The sequence below is a fragment of the Mesorhizobium sp. B2-4-1 genome, from assembly GCF_006442185.1.
Taxonomy (GTDB): Bacteria; Pseudomonadota; Alphaproteobacteria; order Rhizobiales; family Rhizobiaceae; genus Mesorhizobium.
Map to the genome: position 1 here is coordinate 621778 of NZ_VFVN01000001.1, position 20490 is coordinate 642267.

Below are 20490 nucleotides of genomic sequence, written 5' to 3' on the forward strand. Positions count from 1 at the left end.
CCTCCGCTACACCCGGTCCGCGGTTTGGGATTTTGCCATTTCCTCCAGAATCCACGTGCGAAAGGCAACGATGCGCGGATCGTTCACCAATTCCTTGGGATAGACCAGGAAATAGGCGAATTCCGGCGCGACCTTGATGCCGAGTTCGAAAGGCCGCACCAACCTACCTTCGGAAAGGTCGTTGGCCACCATGGCGAAATCGGCGAGCGCCACGGCGCTGCCCTCCATCGCCGCCTGGACCGCGTCGGCCGAGGTGCCGAAAACGATGGTGCGGCTGTCGTCGAAATCGTCGACGCCGGCTGCCGCCATCCACATGCGCCAGTTCGGCCAGGTCACGCCCTGACGCGCCCATTCGATATGGGCAAGCGTGTGATGGAAGAGATCGCGCGGTTCGCGCAGCGGCGGACCTGACGCCAGCAGGCTCGGGCTGCATACCGGGATGATGACGTTGTCGAACAGCCGATGCGCGCAAAGTCCCGGATATCTGCCGGCGCCGAAGCGGATGCCGACATCGACATCGTCAAGGTCGAAATCCCGCAATCCGTAGGCGATGTCGAACCTGAGTTCGATGCCTTCATGTTTTTTTCGAAAATCCTCGACCCGCCGCATCAGCCATTTCGTCGCGAATTGGGCGTCGAGCGTCACTTTCAGCAGCGTCGTGCCGCGCGTCATCTTCTGTGCCCGCGAGACGGCCTTGCCAAGCAGGTCGAGCGCATCGGCAGAGGCCTCGAACAGCACCGTTCCGGCCTCCGTCAGCCGGATGCTGCGGCTGGAGCGCGTGAACAGGACGATGCCGAGCTGGTCTTCGATCTCCTTGATCTGGTGGCTGACGGCGGCTGGTGTCAGGCCGAGTTCGTCGGCGGCCCGGGTGAAATTGAGATGCCGGGCCGCTGCCTCCAGCGTCCTCAGCGCCCGGGTTCCCGGCACCAGGCGGGCCATCAGCGTGGCCCCAGAACAGACGCGGTCATGGCGTCCTGATCCTCAAAGAAAACTTGATAATCCGGAAAGAACTACTCGTTTCTCTCCAATCTTTCAATCGGGCATGATGCGACCATCGAACCAATATCAAACCGGATTTTATGTCCGGATGGAAGGAACCGCATCATGTCTCACATAGCTTTGAGAGCTCCCGCGAGCCGGCTGAACTGGCTGACCGCCGCGTTCGACTGGCTCCGCCAGGCCAAGGTCGCGGCAAGCCTGCCGCAGGACGACATCGAGGACCTGTCGGATCGCCAGTTGCGCGATGTTGGCGCCACGCGCAAAGACGTCTCCCGTGCCATGGACCGCGAACGCGGCCGGCTGGGCCTGCTCGACATCGGTTGGCAGCAGCCACGGAGGTAAGGAGGTAGGCAGTAGGGATTAGAGATTAGGAAGAGCCCGACTGCCTATTTCCCTACTCCCTACTCCCTACTCCCTACCTTACCACCCTCACCACCGTCCGGTCCGACAGCAGCGGCAAAAGGCGCGCCATCGTGCGTGCGGTCACCGCGACGCAGCCTTGCGTGGGCGTGAAGCCCGGGCGCGCCAGGTGGAAGAAGATGGCGCTGCCGCGTCCGCGGCGGCGCGGCGTTATATTCCAGTCGAGCACAAGGCAGGCATCATAGAGCCTGTCGTCGCGCCGCATGCGTTCGTGGCTGGCGCCGTAGGGGATCTTGACTGGCCTGTTATAGTTTCGGTCGTCGGGCACTTCGCACCAGCCGAGATCAGGCCCGATCGGCGTCATCGCCAGCCGGGTGATGCGGCCGCTGGAGAAGTGGTCTCCCCGGAAATAACCCGACAGGATCCGCATTTGGCCAAGCGGCGTGGCGCCGTCGCCTTCGCGCTTGCCCGCCGAGATGCCGCCACGCCCCAGCGCGCAGGCAAACACCGTTCTGCCCGCCTGCAGCAGCCCCTGGCTGGGACGGCCGGGCCTCGCCCGCACGGTCAGCACCCGCAGTCCTTTTCGCAAAATTGCGCCGGCTGCATTGCGATCGTGTTTTTTCTTGTATGATCGTGCCACGGAACAAATCACTGTGATCGGCTGTTGTGCCGGTCAGCTTCCGCATAAACAGGCAGCGGTCAACTGAATTTTCTTTTCAAAACAACGGATTGATCCATGACTTCACGAACCATCCTGATCGTCGACGACGATGACGACCTGCGCGGCACGTTGGTCGAGCAATTGTCCCTTTATGAGGAATTCGACGTGCTGCAGGAGTCCACTGCGGCAAAAGGCGTCGCCGCGGCGCGTGGCGGCCTCATCGACCTGCTGATCATGGATGTCGGCCTGCCCGACATGGACGGCCGCGAAGCGGTGAAGATCCTGCGCAAGGGCGGCTACAAGGCGCCCATCATCATGCTGACCGGCCACGACACCGATTCGGACACGATCCTCGGCCTCGAAGCCGGCGCCAACGACTACGTGACGAAGCCGTTCCGCTTCGCGGTGCTTTTGGCGCGCATCCGCGCGCAGCTGCGCCAGCACGAGCAAAGCGAGGACGCCACCTTCTCGGTCGGCCCCTACACCTTCAAGCCAAGCCAGAAGCTGCTGATCGACTCGCGCGGCGCAAAGGTGCGGCTGACGGAGAAGGAGGCCTCGATCATCAAATATCTCTACCGCGCCGACCAGAAGGTGGTGACGCGCGACGTGCTGCTCGAGGAGGTGTGGGGCTACAATTCCGGCGTTACCACGCACACGCTGGAAACCCATGTGTATCGCCTGCGCCAGAAGATCGAGCGCGATCCTTCCAATGCGGAAATTCTTGTGACAGAAAGCGGTGGCTACAAGCTGGTTCCTTAAACATTTTATTATCCAATAAGCGGTCTGGGCGGGGCTGCTTTTGGGTGCGATCCTGTTGGAGCGGGATTCTGGATCGCACCGCAGAGGAGGGATTGGACTGACCGTTCGGGGACACAGCTAGATGGCGCTGGATGACGACATCCGCATCCTGTCAGCCGTGAGGCTTTTCGAGGGCTTCACGCAGGAACAATTGCGCCTGCTCGCCTTCGGCGCCGAGACCATGCTGCTGCAGGCAGACCACAAGCTCTATCGCGAGGACGATATGGCTGATTCGGCCTATATCGTGGTCAGCGGAGAGATCGTGCTCTACCGCGAGCAGACAGGCGAACGCATCCCTATCGGCACGGCCGGCCCCGGCACCATGCTGAGCGAACTGGCGCTGATCGCCGACACCAACCGGCTGACCAGTGCATCGGCCGCGGTCGATTCGGAGGTGATCCGGCTCAGCCGAAAGATGTTCCGCCGCATCCTGGAGGAATATCCGGATTTGGCGGCACAGCTCCACCAGCGCATCCTGGAAGACTTTCAGGCAATGATCCACCGCATCGAGAAGCTGGCGCCGCGCTTTTCCGAGTGAACGGGAGAGACAGGTGGAGTTCCGGCTGGTTCGCGCCACCGAAAATGACCTGCCCTTCATCATGGCGACCGAGCGGCTTGACGCAATTGTCGCCGGAGTGGGAAAAGCGCCGGCCCGGCTGATCAGTCCAGGTTGAACCGCGCGATGACCGGAACATGGTCCGAGGGACGTTCCCAGCCACGCGCCGCCCGCAGGATTTCGTAGCCGGTGAAATCAGGCACCAGGTTCGGTGACGACCAGACATGGTCAAGCCGCCGGCCGCGGTTGGATGCCTCCCAGTCCTGCGCGCGGTAGCTCCACCAGGTGTAGAGCTTCTGTTCTGATGGCACGTTGAGCCGCATCAGGTCGACCCAGTCGCCGGCCAGCCGCATGGCCTCGAAACTCTCCGTCTCGACCGGCGTATGGCTGACCACGTTGAGCAGTTGCTTATGCGACCAGACATCGTGTTCGAGCGGCGCGATGTTGAGGTCGCCGACCAGGACCGAGGCGGACACTTCGCTGTGTTCGGCGCGGATTGCGTTCATCTCGGCGACGAAATCGAGCTTGTGCCTGAATTTGCGGTTGACTTCCGGGTCCGGTTCGTCACCGCCCGCCGGAACGTAGAAATTGTGCAGCAGGATCGTCTTGCCGCCGGCCCGCACGGTCACCGACAAATGCCGGCTGTCGTCGATGTCGCAGAAGCGGCGCTTCTCGACCACCGCGATCGGCCGGCGCGCGACCGTCGCCACGCCGTGATAGCCCTTCTGACCGTGAAAGGCGATGTGCCCGTAGCCGAGCCTGCGGAAGGCCTTTTCGGGGAACAGCTCGTCGGGAACTTTTGTTTCCTGCAGGCAAAGCACATCGGGCGCGTATTCATCGAGCAGGCGCTCGATGATCGGCATGCGCAGGCGAACGGAATTTATGTTCCAGGTGGCGATGGAAAAGGGCATTTGGCGGGTCCGGCGAAAGATCGCCGAACTACTGCCAGCCCCGCGCCATAAAGACAAGCATTGCAGCAGTTGCGGAGGTCGGCGCCGCGCCGCCGAAACTGCACGAAAGGCTTCGCCAGCGCGAGGAAAGCTATCTGGTTTTCGTATTCAGCTCGCGATTGGCCGTATAGTCGATGGCAAACGTGTCGGGAGCGAAGCTGACGCCTTCCTTGGTGTTGAAGATCATCACCGTGGTGTCCTTGCCCTGCGCATCGGTGATCGTCCACTGGCGCAGATCATAGGTCTTCGGATCGAACATCATGGTGATCCGCGCATTGCCGAACACCGACTTGTCCGAGAGCTGGATGGTGGTGAGGTCGTCCTCTTCCTTGACGCTCTTGACGCGGTTTCCGGAGAGATCGATCCGGTCGTCGAGCAACAGTTTCAGCGGCGTCTTCGACAAGGGATAAAGATCGGACGTGTTCAGTTTCTTGTTGAGGATGACCACCGACTTGCCGTCCGAAATCACCCGGAAATTCGAGGATCCGTCATAATTGAAACGGATCTTGCCCGGTCTTTCCAGGAAGAACTTGCCGCCGGTCTGTTCGCCCTTGGGGCCGAACTGCACGAATTCGCCGCTCATCGACTTAACCGAGGAAAAATGATCGGCGATCTTCTGCGCGGCCGCCGGCACGGCCGCCTGCGCGGATGCCAGCAGCTCGAATCCGGGCACCACGTTGAGGGCGGCAGCGCCCGCGAGCACCAGGCCGAGGCCAAGCAACTGACGGCGCGTCGGGGCAAGATTGCCGAGCGCGGAAAGATCGTTTTTCATGTCGGTCACTCTCATCTTGAAATCCTGATTTGTTGCTGTCCTGAACCCCCAGTTGGGCTGAAGTTTGACGGCGCGAACACTGCTTGACCGCTTGAACGCGCCAGAAGGTTCAAAGTTGCCGCCGGTATTTGTCGCGATCAGAATTTGTCCTCTTCGGTCGGCACCAGGATCTCGCGTTTTCCGGCATGGTTGGCGGGGCCGACAATGCCTTCTTTTTCCATCTTCTCGATGATCGAAGCGGCGCGGTTGTAGCCGATGCCCAGACGCCGCTGGATGTAGCTGGTCGAGGCCTTGCCGTCGCGCAACACCACGGACACCGCCTGGTCGTAAGGATCGTCGGAATCCTCGAAATTGCCGCCGCCGCCGCCCGAGCCGCCCTTGCCGGAGGGCTCGTCCTCGTCCTCATCATCGTCCTCGGTGATGGCGTCGAGATATTCCGGCACGCCCTGCAGTTTCAGATGCGCGACGATCTTCTCGACCTCGTCGTCGGAGACGAACGGGCCGTGCACGCGCTGGATGCGGCCGCCGCCGGCCATGTAGAGCATGTCGCCCATGCCGAGCAGCTGCTCGGCGCCTTGCTCGCCCAAGATGGTGCGGCTGTCGATCTTCGACGTCACCTGGAAGGAGATGCGGGTGGGGAAGTTGGCCTTGATGGTACCGGTGATCACGTCGACAGACGGACGTTGCGTCGCCATGATGACATGGATGCCGGCGGCGCGCGCCATCTGCGCCAGGCGCTGGACGGCACCCTCGATGTCCTTGCCGGCAACCATCATCAGATCGGCCATTTCGTCGATGATGACGACGATGTAGGGCATCGGCTCGAGGTCGAGATTCTCGGTCTCGTAGATCGCCTCGCCGGTCTGGCGGTCGAAGCCGGTCTGCACCGTGCGCGAGATCTTTTCGCCCTTCTTCTCCGCCTGTTGGACGCGTGCGTTGAAACCGTCGATATTGCGCACGCCGACCTTCGACATCTTGCGGTAGCGGTCTTCCATCTCCCGCACGGTCCATTTCAGCGCAACCACCGCCTTCTTCGGGTCGGTGACGACAGGCGTCAAAAGGTGCGGGATGCCGTCATAGACCGAGAGCTCCAGCATCTTGGGATCGATCATGATCAGCCGGCATTCCTGCGGCGTCAGCCGGTAGAGCAGCGACAGGATCATGGTGTTGATGGCGACCGACTTGCCCGAGCCGGTGGTGCCGGCGACCAAGACGTGCGGCATCTTGGCGATATCGACGATGACCGCCTCGCCGTTGATGGTCTTGCCCAGCGCCAGCGCCAGCTTGGCCTTGGTGGTCTCGAAATCGCGGCTGGCCATGATTTCCCTGAGATACACCGTCTCGCGCTTGGCGTTCGGCAATTCGATGCCGATGGCGTTGCGGCCCGGCACCACGGCGACGCGGCAGGCGATGGCGCTCATCGAGCGGGCGATGTCGTCGGAGAGGCCGATGACGCGCGATGATTTGATGCCTGGCGCAGGCTCCAGCTCATAGAGCGTGACGACGGGGCCGGGGCGGACATGGATGATCTCGCCCTTGACGCCGAAATCCTCCAGCACGCCTTCGAGCAGGCGGGCGTTCTGTTCCAGCGCGTCTTTCGAGAGGCTCGGGTCGCGCGCGACGTTCTTCGGTTCGGACAGGAAATGCAGCGACGGCATCTCGAATTTTTCCGAGCCGATCAACGAGGCCTGCGCCTCGCGCTGGACGCGCGCACCCGGAGCCGGGCGCGGCGCCGGCGCTTCAACGCGCGTGGCGGCATCCGAGCGGAACGGCTGGACCTTTGCGGTGGAAGCCGCGCGACGCTGGACGAGGGGTTCATCGTCGAAATCGACATCGTCATCGCCGGTGTCGAAGCGATCGTCGAAGACGTCATCGTCCGGATCGACGGAAACGCTGCGGTCGTTGACCATGGCGGCGAAGAATTCCGGTTCGACGCGGGCACGGCCATCCGGGCTCATCCGCTGCTCGGCGAACTCGGCCGATTCGACCCGTTCGGCGGCACGCCGCCAGGCGCTGGCGCGCGGCTCCATTCCCGGCTCGAATTCGTCCCGCCGCTGCCTGCGGCGCACGGCGCGGCGGTGCATCCACGCGCGGAACGAAAGCCACCAATGGGTCATTGCGCCGAGCGCCAGCATGCCTTCGTCGCCTTCATCCTCGTCATTGTCGAACAGCAGCTCATCCTCACGCGGATCGGCGGCGGCCGGTTCCTCCATGACGGCGAAACCGTTCTTGCGTGCGATCAGCGCCGAACCGTAGGCGAACAGCCATAGCGCCGGACCGGCCATCAGAATGGCGAGCACGCTGGCCACCAGCCCGGTCGGATAGCCACCGATGACGACGCCCGGAATCTTCAGTACCATGTCGCCGAACACGCCGCCGAGCCCGGTCGGCAGCGGCCAGGTCTTGGGCGGCACCACGCAGCCGGCGATCGCAGCGGCCAGCAGGGCAAAGCCGAACCAGAACAGACCGCGCCTGGGCAGCCTGTCGACGCCACGCGCCGAAAACAGGAGATATCCCCAGATCACGGCCGGAACCAGCGCCGCCACGGCGGCAAGGCCGAAGAACTGCATGGCGATGTCGGAGAAGACAGCACCCGCATAGCCCATGGCATTGGTGACGGTGTTGGCTGTGGCGTGCGAGAAGCTCGGGTCAGCGACATTCCAGGTGGCCAGGCTGGCGACGCCGAAAGCGGTGAACGCGAACATGCCGGCGCCGACAAGCCGGCCGACCTGGCGTCGCGCGAATGCCTGGATGCCGTGCCCCGTATCGGTCAGCGCGAGCGGTGCTGAAGCCCCTGAACGCATGCTCTTCCCCGTCAGTGATTGCCTGGCCCGAGCGCGTGACGCACTTCGGCAGATTTGGCTGCCAGACTATGCGTGGGAAGGTTAAGGCCGCATTAACCATGGCAAGGGCCCCACCCGCCTGCCGCAAATAACAATGGCGAGCCTCACGGCCCGCCATTTCTGCATCGGCAACGGCAGGGTGATCAGGCTCGGTGGGCCTGATCCGCTGCGGTCTCAGTTGGCTCCGCCGAGCGCCTGGACGTTGGCGCAGAACTCGGCGTGCGGCTTGCTCATCGCCGCGTCCTGGCATTCCTTCTTCATCGTATCCTGTTTTTCCATTGGCATGGCCATGAAAGCGGTCTTGAATTCCGCCATCGGCTTCATGGTTTTCATGCTGGAATCGGTGAAGAACGGGGCCATATTGTCGGGTTCGTCGAGAGCCCCGGCAAATGCCATGCCGCTGACCATGGAAAGAGCGAGCGCGCCGAGACAGATATTCTTGACGTTCATTGGATAGTTTCCTTCCCTATTGTTTGCAACGACCGCCGAACAGTGGTCGTGCCCGGGAGTTCGATGCCAAGACGTCCGATGTTTCCTCGAAAATCTCAATCACGCGAACGTGATTGCGCTCGTTCAATCAAACGGGCTCCAAAAAAGAGGCCCGGAGCGATCCGGGCCTCAAGGCGTGAGCACCTTGCGGAGCGTCACGACGGGATTTCAAGTTCCAGAAGACGTGCAGCGGTTTTCCGTACGCGATTACAGAAAGAGATGGGACCGGCGGGAGGAGGTCCGCCGGTCCCATGGCAAAGAGGCCTTACGGCACCACTTCGCCGTGCTGGCTGATGTCGAGACCCTCGACCTCTTCCTGGGTCGATGGACGCAGGCCGACGAGCGCCTTGACGATGTAGAGGATGACGAAGGTGGCGATTGCCGTCCACAGGATGGTGAAGACGATGCCGTAGAGCTGCTTGCCGATCGACGCGCCCGAGGACAGGCTGTTGATTGCCGGGTCGGCGAGCACGCCGGTCAGCAATGCGCCGACCACGCCGCCGACGCCATGGACGCCGAAGGCATCGAGCGAGTCGTCATAGCCGAACATGTGCTTTACCTTGACCGCCGAGATGTAGCAGACGACGCCGGCGACGATGCCGACGATGAAGGCGCCCGTCGGGTTGACGAAGCCGGAAGCCGGCGTCACCGCGACAAGGCCGGCGACGGCGCCGGAGATGATGCCGAGCACCGAGGGCTTCTTGGCGACGATCCATTCGGCGAACATCCAGGCCAGCGCCGCTGCCGCGGTGGCAACCTGGGTGTTGAGCATCGCGGCACCGGCGAGGCCGTCGGCGGCGAGTTCCGAACCGGCGTTGAAGCCGAACCAGCCGACCCACAGCAGCGAAGCGCCGATCACGGAATAGACCAGGTTATGCGGCGCCATGTTGGTGGTGCCGTAGCCTTCGCGCTTGCCAAGGACCAGGGCGCAGACGAGACCCGCGACACCGGCATTGATATGGACGACCGTGCCGCCGGCGAAGTCGAGCACGCCGGCAGCGCCGAGGAAGCCGCCGCCCCAGACCCAATGCGCGATCGGCGCATAGACGACCAGCAGCCACAGCGCCATGAAGATCAGCAGGGCCGAGAACTTCATGCGCTCGGCAAAGGCGCCGGCGATCAGGGCCGGGGTGATGATGGCGAAGGTCATCTGGAACATCGAAAAGACGAATTCAGGAATGTTGGCCACGCCCGGCGCCCACAGCGTCGAGGTGGTGATGCCGTGATGGAAGAACTTCGAGAAGCCCCCGAGATAGGCATTCATGCCGCCGCCGTCGGAAAAGGCCAGCGAATAGCCGAACATGAACCACAGCACCGTCACCAGGCAGGTGATGGCGAAGCTCTGCATGACGGTGGCAAGCACGTTCTTCTTGCGCACCATGCCGCCGTAGAACAGTGCCAGGCCGGGGATGGTCATCATCAGCACCAGCGCCGTCGAAGTCAGCATCCAGGCGGTGTTGCCGGTGTCGAGCACCGGGGTGGGAGCGGCCGGGGCGGCGGCAGCCGCGGCCGGAGCCGCTTCCTGCGCGAGGGCGGCGACGCTGCCCAACGCTGCGAGAGCGAGCGAGCCAAAAAGGGCGGCGCGTCCCGTCTTCTTCAAGGTGGAAGGAATATTCATTGAACTCTCCATTGGAATACGTGTTCGCCGCTTCAGAGCGCGTCGGTGTCTGTTTCGCCGGTGCGGATGCGCACCGCCTGGTCGATGCCGAAAACGAAGATCTTGCCGTCGCCGATCTGACCGGTCTTGGCGGCTGCGGTGATGGCCTCCACGGCCTTGTCGACCATGTCGGCGCTGACCGCGACCTCGATCTTGATCTTCGGCAGGAAACTGACCGCGTATTCCGCCCCGCGATAGATTTCCGTGTGCCCCTTCTGACGCCCGTAGCCTTTGACTTCGGTGACGGTCAGGCCCTGGATGCCGACGGCGGTAAGCGCTTCGCGTACCTCGTCGAGCTTGAACGGCTTGATGATTGCCATCACGATTTTCATAAGGTTTCACCCTTTTGCTGTTGCGGTCCCCCGCGTTTGCACACCTTCACCGATCCCGAGGAGCCGGAGAGTGCCGACGAGGATTCAAGCTCCGTGCCAATTGCCGAAGCAGCGTGTTAACCTGTTGTAAATAAAGGAATTGACGCGCCCGCAACCGCACCGTGCCGATGGGCGCGGCACAGCTTCTGCTCAATAATTAAGCAATTTTCTGAAAACGCCTATTTGGAAGGCTTTGGGCGAAAGGACTACTCAACGCTTGAGCCGGATCAAGCCTTCCTGGGCCATCGAGGCGATCAGCGTGCCGTCGCGGGCATAGAGCGTGCCGCGGCTGAATCCGCGTGATCCCGAGCTCGAGGGGCTGTCCTGCGCGTAGAGCAGCCAGCCGTCAAGCGAATGCGGGCGGTGGAACCACATCGAATGGTCGAGGCTGGCCGCCTGGATGTCGGGATCGAACAGCCCGCGCCCATGCGCGAAGGTCGAGGTGTCGAGCAGCGTCATGTCGGAGAGATAGGCGAGCAGCACCGATTGCAGCGCGCGGTCGTCTGGGACGGGGCCGGCGAGGCGGATCCAGACATTCTGCCGGGGCGGCAGCTTGTCGCGGCTTTCATAGTGCTGGAGATTGACCGGCCTGAGCTCCAGCGGTCGCTCGCGCGCCCAGAAGCGTCGCACCGCTTCCGGCACCCGGTCGGCCTTTTCGAGCAATTGGCGTTGCGTCTTCAGCTCTTCCGGCGGCGGCACGTCGTCAGGCAAAGCGAACTGGTGCTCCAGCCCCTTCTCATCGACCTGGAACGAGGCTTCCAGCGAGAAGATCGCCTGCCCGTGCTGGATCGCCAGTACCCGGCGGGTGGTGAAGGAGCCGCCGTCGCGGATGCGGTCGACTTCGTAGATGATCGGCACCTTGATGTCGCCCGGCCGCATGAAATAGCCGTGCAGCGAATGCACGTAGCGGTCGGGCTCGACGGTCCGCTGCGCCGCCACCAGCGCCTGGGCGATGGTCTGGCCGCCGAAGACGCGCTGCCACTCCACCTGGGGGCTGCGACCACGATACAGATTGTGTTCCAGCCTCTCGAGGTCGAGAATGCGCAGAAGCTCGTCCATGGCCGCCGTCATGTGTCGTGACCTCGCCTCAAGATTTCCTCGGCGGGTTTCCGACAGGAAGGACGGGCCGTCAAGGGCGGATGGCAGGCTGGCTTGCAAGGAGCGAAGACCATGGAAGGCAAGGCAGAGGCGAAAACCAGGTCCGGGCTCGATGTTCTGGTCGCCGGCGCCGGCTATGTCGGCCTGGCTGCCGCCGTGTCGCTGAAACAGGCGCAACCGGAGCTTGCCGTGGCCCTGGTCGATGCCGCACCCGCCGGCTCCTGGCAAAGGGACGGGCGCGCCTCGGCCATTGCGGCGGCCGCCTGCCGCATGCTCGAGCGGCTCGGCGTCTGGGCCGAGATCGCGCCGGAAGCGCAGGCAATCACCGAGATGATCATCACCGATTCGCGTGCCGCCGATCCTGTGCGCCCGGTCTTCCTCACTTTCGACGGCGAGGTGGCGTCGGGCGAGCCCTTCGCACATATGGTGGCCAACCGGGTGCTGAACGGCGCCTTGCGCCGCAGCGCCGAAAAGCTCGGCGTCGACATCATCGAAGGCGTTGCCGTGCAAGGGTTCGAAACCAATGGTGCAGGCATCACCGTGCATTTGGCCGACGGCGCGACGCTGAAGGCGCGGCTGCTGGTCGCCGCCGACGGCGTCAATTCGAAGCTGCGTGACATGGCCGGCATCAAGACGGTGAAGTGGGAATACGGCCAGTCCGGCATCGTCTGCACCGTGGCACATGAACGGCCCCACAACGGCCGTGCCGAAGAGCATTTCCTGCCCGCCGGACCCTTCGCCACGCTGCCGCTGAAGCCGGGCGCGGACGGCTCCAACCGCTCGTCGATCGTCTGGGTCGAGCGGTCGGAAGATGCTCAGACGATGGTCGCCGGCGACGACCTCCTCTTCGAGCACGAACTGGAACAGCGTTTCGGCCTCAAGCTTGGCGAGATCCGCGTCGCCGACAAGCCGCGCGCCTGGCCGCTGGGTCTTACCATCGCGCGCGCCTTCGTCGCGCCGCGCGTGGCGCTTGCCGGCGATGCCGCCCACGGCATCCACCCGATCGCCGGCCAGGGCCTCAATCTCGGCTTCAAGGATGTCGCCGCCCTGGCCGAGGTGATCGTCGAAGCCGACCGGCTGGGCCAGGATATCGGCGCGCTCGACGTGCTCGAGCGTTACCAGCAATGGCGCCGTTTCGACACGGTGCAGATGGGCGTCACGACAGATGTGCTGAACCGGCTGTTTTCCAACGATATCGGCCCGCTGCGCGCGGTGCGCGACATCGGCCTCGGCCTGGTCGAACGCATGCCGCGGCTGAAGGAATTCTTCATCCGCCAGGCGTCGGGGCTTTCGGCCGGCACGCCGCGCCTTTTGAAGGGCGAGGCGATCTGACCCGCCGCGCCATCTATGACCCGGGCACGTCATAGATCGCCCGGACCTCGATCGTGCCGAGTTCGGCCAGCGGAATGCCGCCAGCGATGTCCAGCGCCTCCTGGAGGTCCTTCGCCTCGATCATGACGAAGCCGAGCAACTGCTCTTTGGTTTCGGCGAACGGGCCGTCGGTGACCAGCCGCTTGCCCTTGCGACGGCGCACGGTCTTCGAGGTCTTCACCGATTGCAGCGCCTGCGCGACGATGAGCTTGCCTTGTTGGTCCAAGGACCGGTCATAGGCCAGCGAATCGGCGTCGAGCTTGGCCGATCCTTCCGGAGTGAGCGCGTAGAGGTCTTTCTCCTCACCATAGACCAGGCAGACATATTTCATTTCGCGCTCCCTTGCTGCGATGAATCATAGGATGCGGCGACGAGCGTGTCAGCCTTGCCTTCGACCGCTGCCGCATGGTCGAGAAGGCATGCCGCGACCGCGACGATGGCGACAGCCGCCAGCAGCCTGCGGACACCGGACGGCGGCGGCTCCAGCCAGAAGTCCTGTCGTCGTTGAGCCTTGCGGCCCGGGGTCTTCCATATTGCGAAAAACAGATTGTCCATGTGAACCTCCATCCGGCCACAATCCCGTGGTCGCCCGCAGGACGGCCGGGCCGAATGGAAGCCGACATTTTTGCACGCGGTTTTTTTTCGAAAGGAATGAACCGTCATCACGCCGTGGTCCAAACAGCGCAGTGGTCTTCGCGCATGCCCGCGTTATAGTTGGCCGGACGCTGGGCTCACCTGGACAAGTTCACGACAACCAAGGAGGAATTCATGGACCGCACCGCAACCGCCGTCTGGAAGGGCAATCTGAAGGACGGCAAAGGCACGCTCGACAGCCAGAGCGGGACCCTGAACGGCACGCCCTATTCGTTCAAGGCACGCTTCGAGGACGAGAGCGGCAAATCCGGCACCAATCCGGAAGAGCTGATCGCGGCCGCGCACGCCGGCTGCTACGCCATGCAGCTGTCGCATTTCCTGGCCGAGAACGGCACCCCGGCGGCCGAACTCGACGCCAAGGCCGTGGTGACGCTGGTTCCCGGCACCGGCATCACGGGCAGCGCGATCACCCTTGTCGGCAAGGTGCCCGGCATCGACGCGGCGAAGTTCAAGGAATTGGCCGAGAAGGCCAAGGCCGAATGCCCTGTTTCCAAAGCGCTGGGCGCCATCAACGTATCGCTCGACGCCAGGCTCGGCTGAGACCACGGCATCCCGGCGCGCATGGTCGCGCCGGGCACGCCCGACCGCTCAGGCGCCCAGCGCGTCGAGCCGGGCGCGAAGGGCTGCGACTTCCTGCTCCAGCGCCTCCACTCTCGCTTCGAGGTCGGAAGCGGGTAGGGCCGATGCAGTGCGCTGCGCCGACAGGGCGGCAACGTCAACCGGCCCGGCGAGGAGATGCACATAGCGGTCCTCGCGTTGGCCTGGACCGCGCGGGATTTCCTGAACGAGCGGCGGTCGACGGCCGATCAGCATATCGAGTTCACCGCGCAAATCCTCGATCGATGAAAACCTTGCCATGCGCTCGCTGCGTGCCAACAATTCATGCGCCGTCTGCGGCCCGCGCAGCAAAAGCAGACCGACCAAGGCGGTCTGAGGCGTGGTCAGCGAGAAGCGCTGCGCCATCTGGTGCTCGTAGCGCTCGACGCGGGAGCCGAACATCTGCCGCACCAGCCCCTTCTGCTCGAGCAGCTTTAGCGCCCGGTGCACCTCTGTCTGCTCCAGCGCCATGACGGGCTCGCGCGCCGTCTTCTGGTTGGCGGCGGCAAGCGCTGCGTTGAGGGTCAACGGATAGACGTCCGGCGTCAGCTCCTTCTTCTCGATGAGGCAGCCGAGCACACGCGCTTCGGGAGGAGACAGGATGGGGAGGTCCGTCATTGGATTGCAATCCTTTTTGAAGCTGGCAAGACAGCGCCCCTTTTGTCCTGCCGGAGAAAGGGGGCGCGAAGGATCGCTGCGTTCAAGATTGCCGCGAGCGAGCGCCTAAACCCTTCTCTCCACCATCATCTTCTTGATTTCCGCGATCGCCTTGGCCGGATTCAAGCCCTTGGGGCAGGTCTGCGCGCAGTTCATGATGGTGTGGCAGCGATAGAGCCGGAAGGGGTCCTCGAGATTGTCGAGCCGCTCGCCCGTGGCCTCGTCGCGGCTGTCGATCAGCCAGCGATACGCCTGCAGCAGGGTTGCCGGGCCGAGATAACGGTCGCCGTTCCACCAATAGCTCGGGCAAGAGGTCGAGCAGCAGGCGCACAATATGCATTCGTAGAGCCCGTCGAGCTTCTCACGCTCCTCATGGCTCTGCAGCCATTCCTTGGCGGGCTGCGGCGAGACCGTCTTCAGCCACGGTTCGATCGAGGCGTGCTGGGCGTAGAAATTGGTGAGGTCGGGCACCAGGTCCTTGATGACGGGCATATGCGGCAGCGGGTAGATCTTGACGGCGCCCGATATGTCGTCGCAGCCCTTGGTGCAGGCGAGCGTGTTGGAGCCGTCGATATTCATGGCGCAGGAGCCGCAGATGCCTTCCCGGCAGGAGCGGCGCAAGGTCAGCGTCGGGTCGATCTTGTTCTTGATCCAGAGCAGCGCATCCAGCACCATCGGCCCGCAATCGTCCATGTCGACGAAATACGTGTCCATGCGCGGGTTCTCGTCATCATCCGGCGACCAGCGGTAGATGCGGTATTCCCTGAGATTGGTCGCGCCTTCCGGCTTCGGCCAGGTCTTGCCCTGCTGGATATTCGAGTTCTTGGGGAGCGTGAGTTCGACCATTACCTCAGGTCCTTTCGGATGACGCGGCTGGACGTCATTTCAATACACCCTGGCCTTGGGCGCGATCTTGGCGAGACTGATGCCGCCGTCCTTTTCGGCCAGCAGCGGTTCGGTGTGCACCGGACGGTAGGAGAGCGTCACCTCACCGGTCTCGCTCAGATGGGCGAGCGTGTGCTTGCGCCAGTTGGCGTCGTCGCGGGCCGAGAAATCCTCCCGCGCGTGCGCGCCACGGCTCTCCTTGCGGGCCTCGGCGCCGTAGACCGTGGTGATGGCGTTGGCCATCAGGTTTTCCAGCTCCAGCGTCTCCACCAGGTCGGAGTTCCAGATCATCGAGCGATCGAAAACCATTATGTCCTTGAGCTCGCCCCAGATCTGCGAAATGCGCTTGCAACCGTTCTCCAGCGATTCCTGCGTGCGGAACACCGCCGCGTCTTCCTGCATGGCACGCTGCATCTTTTCGCGCAGAACCGCCGTCGGCGTCGAGCCGTTGGCGTGGCGCAGCCGGTCGAAGCGATCCATGATCTTGTCGACCGAGGCCTGGTTGGGCGACGGGATCGCCGACTTGCGATCGATGACCTGGCCAGCGCGGATCGCCGCCGCGCGTCCGAACACGACCAGGTCGATCAGCGAGTTCGATCCCAGCCGGTTGGCGCCGTGCACCGAGGCGCAGCCGGCCTCGCCTACCGCCATCAGGCCGGGCGAGACCCGATCGGGATTAAGGATCGTCGGGTTGAGCACCTCGCCCCAGTAATTGGTCGGCACGCCGCCCATATTGTAGTGCACCGTCGGCAGCACCGGAATCGGCTCCTTGGTGAGGTCGACGCCGGCGAAGATCTTTGCCGATTCCGAGATGCCGGGCAGCCGCTCGTGCAGCACCGCCGGATCGAGATGATCGAGGTGCAGGAAGATATGGTCCTTGTTCTTGCCGACGCCGCGGCCCTCCCGGATTTCCAGCGTCATGCAGCGCGAGACGACATCGCGCGAGGCAAGGTCCTTGGCCGACGGCGCGTAGCGCTCCATGAACCGCTCGCCCTCGGAATTGACGAGATAGCCGCCCTCGCCGCGCGCGCCTTCGGTGATCAGGCAGCCGGCCCCGTAGATGCCGGTCGGGTGGAACTGCACGAACTCCATGTCCTGTAAAGGGAACCCCGCCCGCGCGGCCATGCCGCCGCCGTCGCCGGTGCAGGTGTGGGCCGACGTCGCCGAGAAATAAGCGCGGCCATAGCCGCCTGTCGCCAGCACAACCATCTTGGCCGAGAAACGGTGGATGGTGCCGTCGTCGAGATTCCAGGCGACGACGCCGGTGCATGTGCCGTCCGGCTCCATGATCAGGTCGAGCGCGAAATACTCGATGAAGAACTGCGCGTTGTTCTTCAGCGACTGGCCGTAGAGCGTGTGCAGGATGGCGTGGCCGGTGCGGTCGGCCGCGGCACAGGTGCGTTGCACGGGCGGGCCATCGCCGTAATTCATCATGTGGCCGCCGAACGGCCGCTGGTAGATCTTGCCCTCTTCCGTGCGCGAGAACGGCACGCCGTAATGCTCGAGTTCGTAGACGGCGGCCGGCGCTTCACGCACCAGATATTCCATGGCGTCGACATCGCCCAGCCAGTCCGAACCCTTGACGGTGTCGTACATGTGCCACTGCCAGGAGTCCGGGCCCATGTTGGAAAGCGAAGCGGCAATGCCGCCCTGCGCCGCCACCGTGTGCGAGCGGGTCGGGAAAACCTTGGTGATGCAGGCGGTGCGCAGGCCCTGTTCGGCCATGCCCAGCGTAGCGCGCAGTCCCGCGCCCCCGGCACCGACGACCACGACGTCGAATTTGTGGTCGACATAGGTATAGCCTGCCGTATTGGCTTCTTTCGCGTTCTTGGCCAAAACGTCAGCCTCCGAATGCCAGTTTGAGCAGGGCGAAGAGCGAAGCCACGCCGACCGCTACGGTGAAGAAAGTGTTGAGGGCGATCAGCGCCAGCTTCATGCCTTCGCCATGCACGTAATCCTCGATGATCACCTGCATGCCGATCCGCATGTGATAAAGCGGCGAGATGAGCACAAGGGCCATCATCAGCGCCACGAACGGGTTGGCGAGCGCTGCCCGCACCTCCGCATAACCGGCGCCGTTGAGCGCGACCAGGAACCCGGTGAAGAACAGGATCAGCGGGATGTTGGCGATTGCCGTGAGGCGCTGGCGCCAGAAATGCCCGGTGCCTTCGCGGGCCGAGCCCAGGCCGCGGACTTTCGCCAGCGGCGTGCGCATGTCGGTCTTTCCAGTGCTCATGGTCAGGCTCCTCGCGCCATATAGCCGGCGATCCAGATCAGCAGCGTGAGCAGGACCGAGCCGGCCAGGGTCGCCCAGGCGATCTTGGAGGCGGTATGCTTTTCGAGACCGGCGCCGGTATCCCAGATCAGGTGGCGCACGCCGCCCAGCATGTGGTGCATGAGCGCCCAGGTGTAGCCGAACAGGATCAGCCGTCCGAGCCAGGTTCCGAAGGCCCAGCTCACCCAATCGAAAGTGGCTTGCGAGCTCGCCGCCGCCATCAGCCATATCGCGGCCAGGAGCGTGCCGAAATAGAGCGCGCCACCGGTGATGCGATGGATGATCGACATCGTCATGGTGATCGGCGGCCGGTACACGCTGAGGTGCGGCGAAAGCGGCCGTTCACGTCTGGCGAATTCGCGGGTGGCTGGTGATTTGCTCATGGCTCCCCCAGTTCGGCGTTCCTGGAGCCTCAGGTGGAAATGCGGCATTGCCGCTTCCGGTTGCGACTTCGGACAGCCGGTTTCTAATGCTCTTTTTGCACCGCGTCAAAGCCAGAAAACCGTTTCGAAAACGTAATTTAGTCTGATTAAAAGGCAGGTCCGGGCTTCAATCGATTAGGCGTCGACGATGCCAAGCCGGCCCGTTCTCGCTGCGGTGCAGCATATATGTGGCGGGCGCGGGCTTCGGCTCAGCGGGTGCAGGTCAGTGGCGCCGAGCCCGCTTTCATCACCAGCGCCTCGCGACCGTCGATCACGATCGCGTCATGTGCCTCGTTAACCATGTTTATCAAGACATGGGTGAGAACCGCGCCAGCTTCTTAACAAAGGTTAAGAAAAGGTTAATTTCCGATTCGAGGAGGCTTTGTCTCCAACATGGAGGACGGCATGCGTTCGAATTCGGGCAGATCGCGCCTTGCGGCGCTCACAGTGGCGGTATTGGCCGTCGGCTTCGCCGCGCCGGCGCTGGCGGACGGACGCCACCAGGATCGGGTCTACGCCGATTCCTTCGGCAATCTCGTCATCGACAGTGCCGCCGGCTACAAGCGCATCCTCGTCGGTGAAGGCAAGCTCGCCAAGCAACTGTCCGACTATACCAGCGCCGGCCAGCCCAAGGTGATCTACGAGAACGGGGCTGACGTGATGTCGGGCTATGGCGACTGCTATCGGCCGCCGGTGTTCGTGAAGGGGCGCAGTTATATGTATGGCCTCTCCGACGGCGAGATGCCCGAGCTCAGCCCCTGCCGCTGAACAGCGCCACGGCCTCTGGCCTGGCTGGCCCGGCGGAAACGCGTACGCAGTCGCGCCCGGCATCCTTCGCCTGATAGAGCGCTTCATCGGCACGTCGCATCAGGTCGGAAAAATGCTCGCCGGCATGAAGTTCGGCGACGCCGAAGCTCGCCGTGCAGCGATTGTCGGCGGGGAGCCCGTCGATGGGCAGCGTCCCGAAGGCGCTGCGCGCGCCTTCGGCGAACAGCCGCGCGGCGGCAAGGTGGGTGCCTGGCAGGATGATGGCGAACTCCTCGCCGCCTATACGACCGGCGACATGGTGGTCGGCCGCGGCCTCGCGCAGGAAGCGGGCAAAGGCCTCGATGACCCGGTCGCCCGAGGCATGGCCGTAATTGTCGTTGATGGACTTGAAGTGGTCGAGATCGGCGATGACCAGCGCGACTGGGACGCCGCGGCGCGCCGCTTCCCCCAGCGCCCTCTCGGCGTGATGCTCGAAGCCGCCGCGGTTGAGGAGCCGCGACAGCGTGTCCGTTTCCGATTTCGACGTCGCCTCGGCGAGCACGTCGCGCACCAGTATGGCCAGCGCCAGCAAGGCCAGCGCCACGCCGAACACGGTGCCGAGCGATTGCGATACCAGGGCATAGCTGGTCTGCAGATAGGATTGTGGGGCGGCGCCGCGGCCGCCAAGCGCATCGGCGATGAATGGCTTGCTGGCGAACTGCATGGCGCTGGCCGCCAGCACCGCCATCAGCATCCGATCGAGCCGGTCACGCCTTTGCCTGGACGACCAGACAATGCCGAACCCGGTAAGCTGCATGACGGCGTAGGGCAGTTGGTAGGCCATCTTGCTGACTAGGGACTGGCGCGGCAGATCCTGGGCGAAATAGACCGCGACAGACGCAACGGCCAGGATCAGGAGCATCGCCGACCAGGGCGGCGTCACGCCATATCTATGCGCAAGCCCGCCGTTGAAGGCGATGGTGGCGCCAAGGAAAACGGCAAAGGCTGCGACGACCACCAGCCGCGCATTGTCGAAGGCGGGGATGCTGAATTCCACGACGAAATAGGCCATGCCCAGCACATAGCCGAACGCCAGCCAGCGTGCCGAGACGCGTCCGATGCCATAGACGGCAATCGCCATGAAGGCCGCCGCCAGCAGCCCGGCAACGAATAGATTGATGACAAGGATGAAGTCCGCGCCGCCCATGATTTCCCAAGCCCCTGACGGCAGCAAACCATCGACGGGCGAAAAAGAAGTTAACGTCAGGTCATATCGAGGCTCGCGCACGCCTCGGACATTGGCCGAAGGATGGTTGCCATCGCCTTTC

General features: G+C 63.6%; 23 protein-coding genes. 6 read left to right on the forward strand and 17 right to left on the reverse strand.

The annotated features are described in order from the left end of the window. Positions 1–6 precede the first annotated feature (6 nt). Positions 7–939 (reverse strand): transcriptional regulator GcvA, encoded by a 933-nt coding sequence (gene gcvA, locus FJ949_RS03175; RefSeq protein WP_140492662.1) that lies wholly within the window; start codon positions 937–939, stop codon positions 7–9. 165 nt (positions 940–1104) lie between these two features. Here gcvA and FJ949_RS03180 point away from each other — a divergent pair, with 165 nt between their 5' ends. Beyond that, positions 1105–1341: a hypothetical protein gene (locus tag FJ949_RS03180; protein WP_140492665.1), complete on the forward strand. Its 237-nt coding sequence runs from the start codon at positions 1105–1107 to the stop codon at positions 1339–1341. Positions 1342–1414: 73 nt separating this feature from the next. On the opposite strand, the gene FJ949_RS03185 is transcribed toward FJ949_RS03180, so the two are convergent. Next, positions 1415–1930, reverse strand: coding sequence for a L,D-transpeptidase (locus tag FJ949_RS03185; protein ID WP_224656206.1), 516 nt, complete (start codon positions 1928–1930; stop codon positions 1415–1417). Between the two features lie 165 nt (positions 1931–2095). Here FJ949_RS03185 and FJ949_RS03190 point away from each other — a divergent pair, with 165 nt between their 5' ends. Beyond that, a complete protein-coding gene (locus FJ949_RS03190; RefSeq protein ID WP_140492669.1) occupies positions 2096–2779 on the forward strand; it encodes a response regulator transcription factor in 684 nt (227 codons plus the stop codon). A gap of 121 nt (positions 2780–2900) precedes the next feature. Then, complete coding sequence (locus FJ949_RS03195; protein WP_140492671.1) at positions 2901–3356, forward strand: cyclic nucleotide-binding domain-containing protein; 456 nt, start codon at positions 2901–2903, stop codon at positions 3354–3356. Positions 3357–3478: 122 nt separating this feature from the next. Here the strand turns inward: FJ949_RS03195 and FJ949_RS03205 are convergent, their stop codons facing one another. From FJ949_RS03205 to tesB, 7 genes are all read right to left on the reverse strand, one after another. Further along, positions 3479–4285, reverse strand: a complete 807-nt coding sequence (locus FJ949_RS03205) for an exodeoxyribonuclease III (protein ID WP_140492674.1) — start codon at positions 4283–4285, stop codon at positions 3479–3481. A 130-nt stretch (positions 4286–4415) separates the two neighbouring features. Continuing rightward, positions 4416–5096: an outer membrane lipoprotein carrier protein LolA gene (locus FJ949_RS03210; protein ID WP_140493491.1), complete on the reverse strand. Its 681-nt coding sequence runs from the start codon at positions 5094–5096 to the stop codon at positions 4416–4418. A 137-nt stretch (positions 5097–5233) separates the two neighbouring features. Then, entirely contained in the window at positions 5234–7900 is a 2667-nt protein-coding gene (locus FJ949_RS03215) for a DNA translocase FtsK (protein WP_140492677.1), read from the reverse strand. 213 nt (positions 7901–8113) lie between these two features. Continuing rightward, the gene (locus FJ949_RS03220; RefSeq protein ID WP_140492681.1) at positions 8114–8389 is read right to left on the reverse strand and encodes a hypothetical protein; all 276 of its coding nucleotides are present in this window, start codon (positions 8387–8389) and stop codon (positions 8114–8116) included. A 304-nt stretch (positions 8390–8693) separates the two neighbouring features. Next, the gene (locus FJ949_RS03225; protein ID WP_140492683.1) at positions 8694–10046 is read right to left on the reverse strand and encodes an ammonium transporter; all 1353 of its coding nucleotides are present in this window, start codon (positions 10044–10046) and stop codon (positions 8694–8696) included. A gap of 32 nt (positions 10047–10078) precedes the next feature. Continuing rightward, a complete protein-coding gene (locus FJ949_RS03230; protein WP_013528889.1) occupies positions 10079–10417 on the reverse strand; it encodes a P-II family nitrogen regulator in 339 nt (112 codons plus the stop codon). Positions 10418–10666: 249 nt separating this feature from the next. Beyond that, on the reverse strand, positions 10667–11527 hold the full coding sequence (gene tesB / locus FJ949_RS03235; protein ID WP_140492686.1) for an acyl-CoA thioesterase II: 861 nt from the start codon (positions 11525–11527) through the stop codon (positions 10667–10669). 99 nt (positions 11528–11626) lie between these two features. Between tesB and FJ949_RS03240 the strand changes: the two genes are divergently transcribed. Then, positions 11627–12886 carry a ubiquinone biosynthesis hydroxylase gene (locus FJ949_RS03240; RefSeq protein WP_140492688.1) on the forward strand — a complete coding sequence of 420 codons (1260 nt, stop codon included), beginning with the start codon at positions 11627–11629 and terminating at the stop codon, positions 12884–12886. A gap of 13 nt (positions 12887–12899) precedes the next feature. Here the strand turns inward: FJ949_RS03240 and FJ949_RS03245 are convergent, their stop codons facing one another. Together FJ949_RS03245 and FJ949_RS03250 are read right to left on the reverse strand one after the other, a co-directional pair. Then, a complete protein-coding gene (locus tag FJ949_RS03245) occupies positions 12900–13256 on the reverse strand; it encodes a YciI family protein (RefSeq protein ID WP_140492691.1) in 357 nt (118 codons plus the stop codon). Continuing rightward, positions 13253–13480, reverse strand: coding sequence for a hypothetical protein (locus FJ949_RS03250; protein ID WP_140492694.1), 228 nt, complete (start codon positions 13478–13480; stop codon positions 13253–13255). The genes FJ949_RS03245 and FJ949_RS03250 overlap by 4 nt, the downstream gene beginning before the upstream one ends. A gap of 213 nt (positions 13481–13693) precedes the next feature. Between FJ949_RS03250 and FJ949_RS03255 the strand changes: the two genes are divergently transcribed. Then, a complete protein-coding gene (locus tag FJ949_RS03255; protein ID WP_140492697.1) occupies positions 13694–14119 on the forward strand; it encodes an OsmC family protein in 426 nt (141 codons plus the stop codon). A gap of 48 nt (positions 14120–14167) precedes the next feature. On the opposite strand, the gene FJ949_RS03260 is transcribed toward FJ949_RS03255, so the two are convergent. The 5 genes from FJ949_RS03260 to sdhC form a co-directional block, all read right to left on the reverse strand. Beyond that, a complete protein-coding gene (locus FJ949_RS03260; protein ID WP_140492700.1) occupies positions 14168–14794 on the reverse strand; it encodes a DUF480 domain-containing protein in 627 nt (208 codons plus the stop codon). 105 nt (positions 14795–14899) lie between these two features. After that, positions 14900–15679: a succinate dehydrogenase iron-sulfur subunit gene (locus FJ949_RS03265; RefSeq protein ID WP_140492703.1), complete on the reverse strand. Its 780-nt coding sequence runs from the start codon at positions 15677–15679 to the stop codon at positions 14900–14902. A gap of 39 nt (positions 15680–15718) precedes the next feature. Then, on the reverse strand, positions 15719–17554 hold the full coding sequence (gene sdhA, locus FJ949_RS03270) for a succinate dehydrogenase flavoprotein subunit (protein WP_140492706.1): 1836 nt from the start codon (positions 17552–17554) through the stop codon (positions 15719–15721). A gap of 4 nt (positions 17555–17558) precedes the next feature. Continuing rightward, positions 17559–17954: a succinate dehydrogenase, hydrophobic membrane anchor protein gene (gene sdhD, locus FJ949_RS03275; RefSeq protein WP_140492709.1), complete on the reverse strand. Its 396-nt coding sequence runs from the start codon at positions 17952–17954 to the stop codon at positions 17559–17561. Positions 17955–17956: 2 nt separating this feature from the next. Then, entirely contained in the window at positions 17957–18376 is a 420-nt protein-coding gene (sdhC, locus tag FJ949_RS03280) for a succinate dehydrogenase, cytochrome b556 subunit (protein ID WP_140492712.1), read from the reverse strand. Between the two features lie 444 nt (positions 18377–18820). Between sdhC and FJ949_RS03285 the strand changes: the two genes are divergently transcribed. Further along, positions 18821–19183 carry a hypothetical protein gene (locus FJ949_RS03285; RefSeq protein ID WP_140492715.1) on the forward strand — a complete coding sequence of 121 codons (363 nt, stop codon included), beginning with the start codon at positions 18821–18823 and terminating at the stop codon, positions 19181–19183. Here FJ949_RS03285 and FJ949_RS03290 read toward each other — a convergent pair. Beyond that, on the reverse strand, positions 19167–20369 hold the full coding sequence (locus FJ949_RS03290) for a GGDEF domain-containing protein (protein WP_140492718.1): 1203 nt from the start codon (positions 20367–20369) through the stop codon (positions 19167–19169). The two genes, FJ949_RS03285 and FJ949_RS03290, sit on opposite strands and share 17 nt — an antisense overlap. Positions 20370–20490 lie beyond the last annotated feature (121 nt).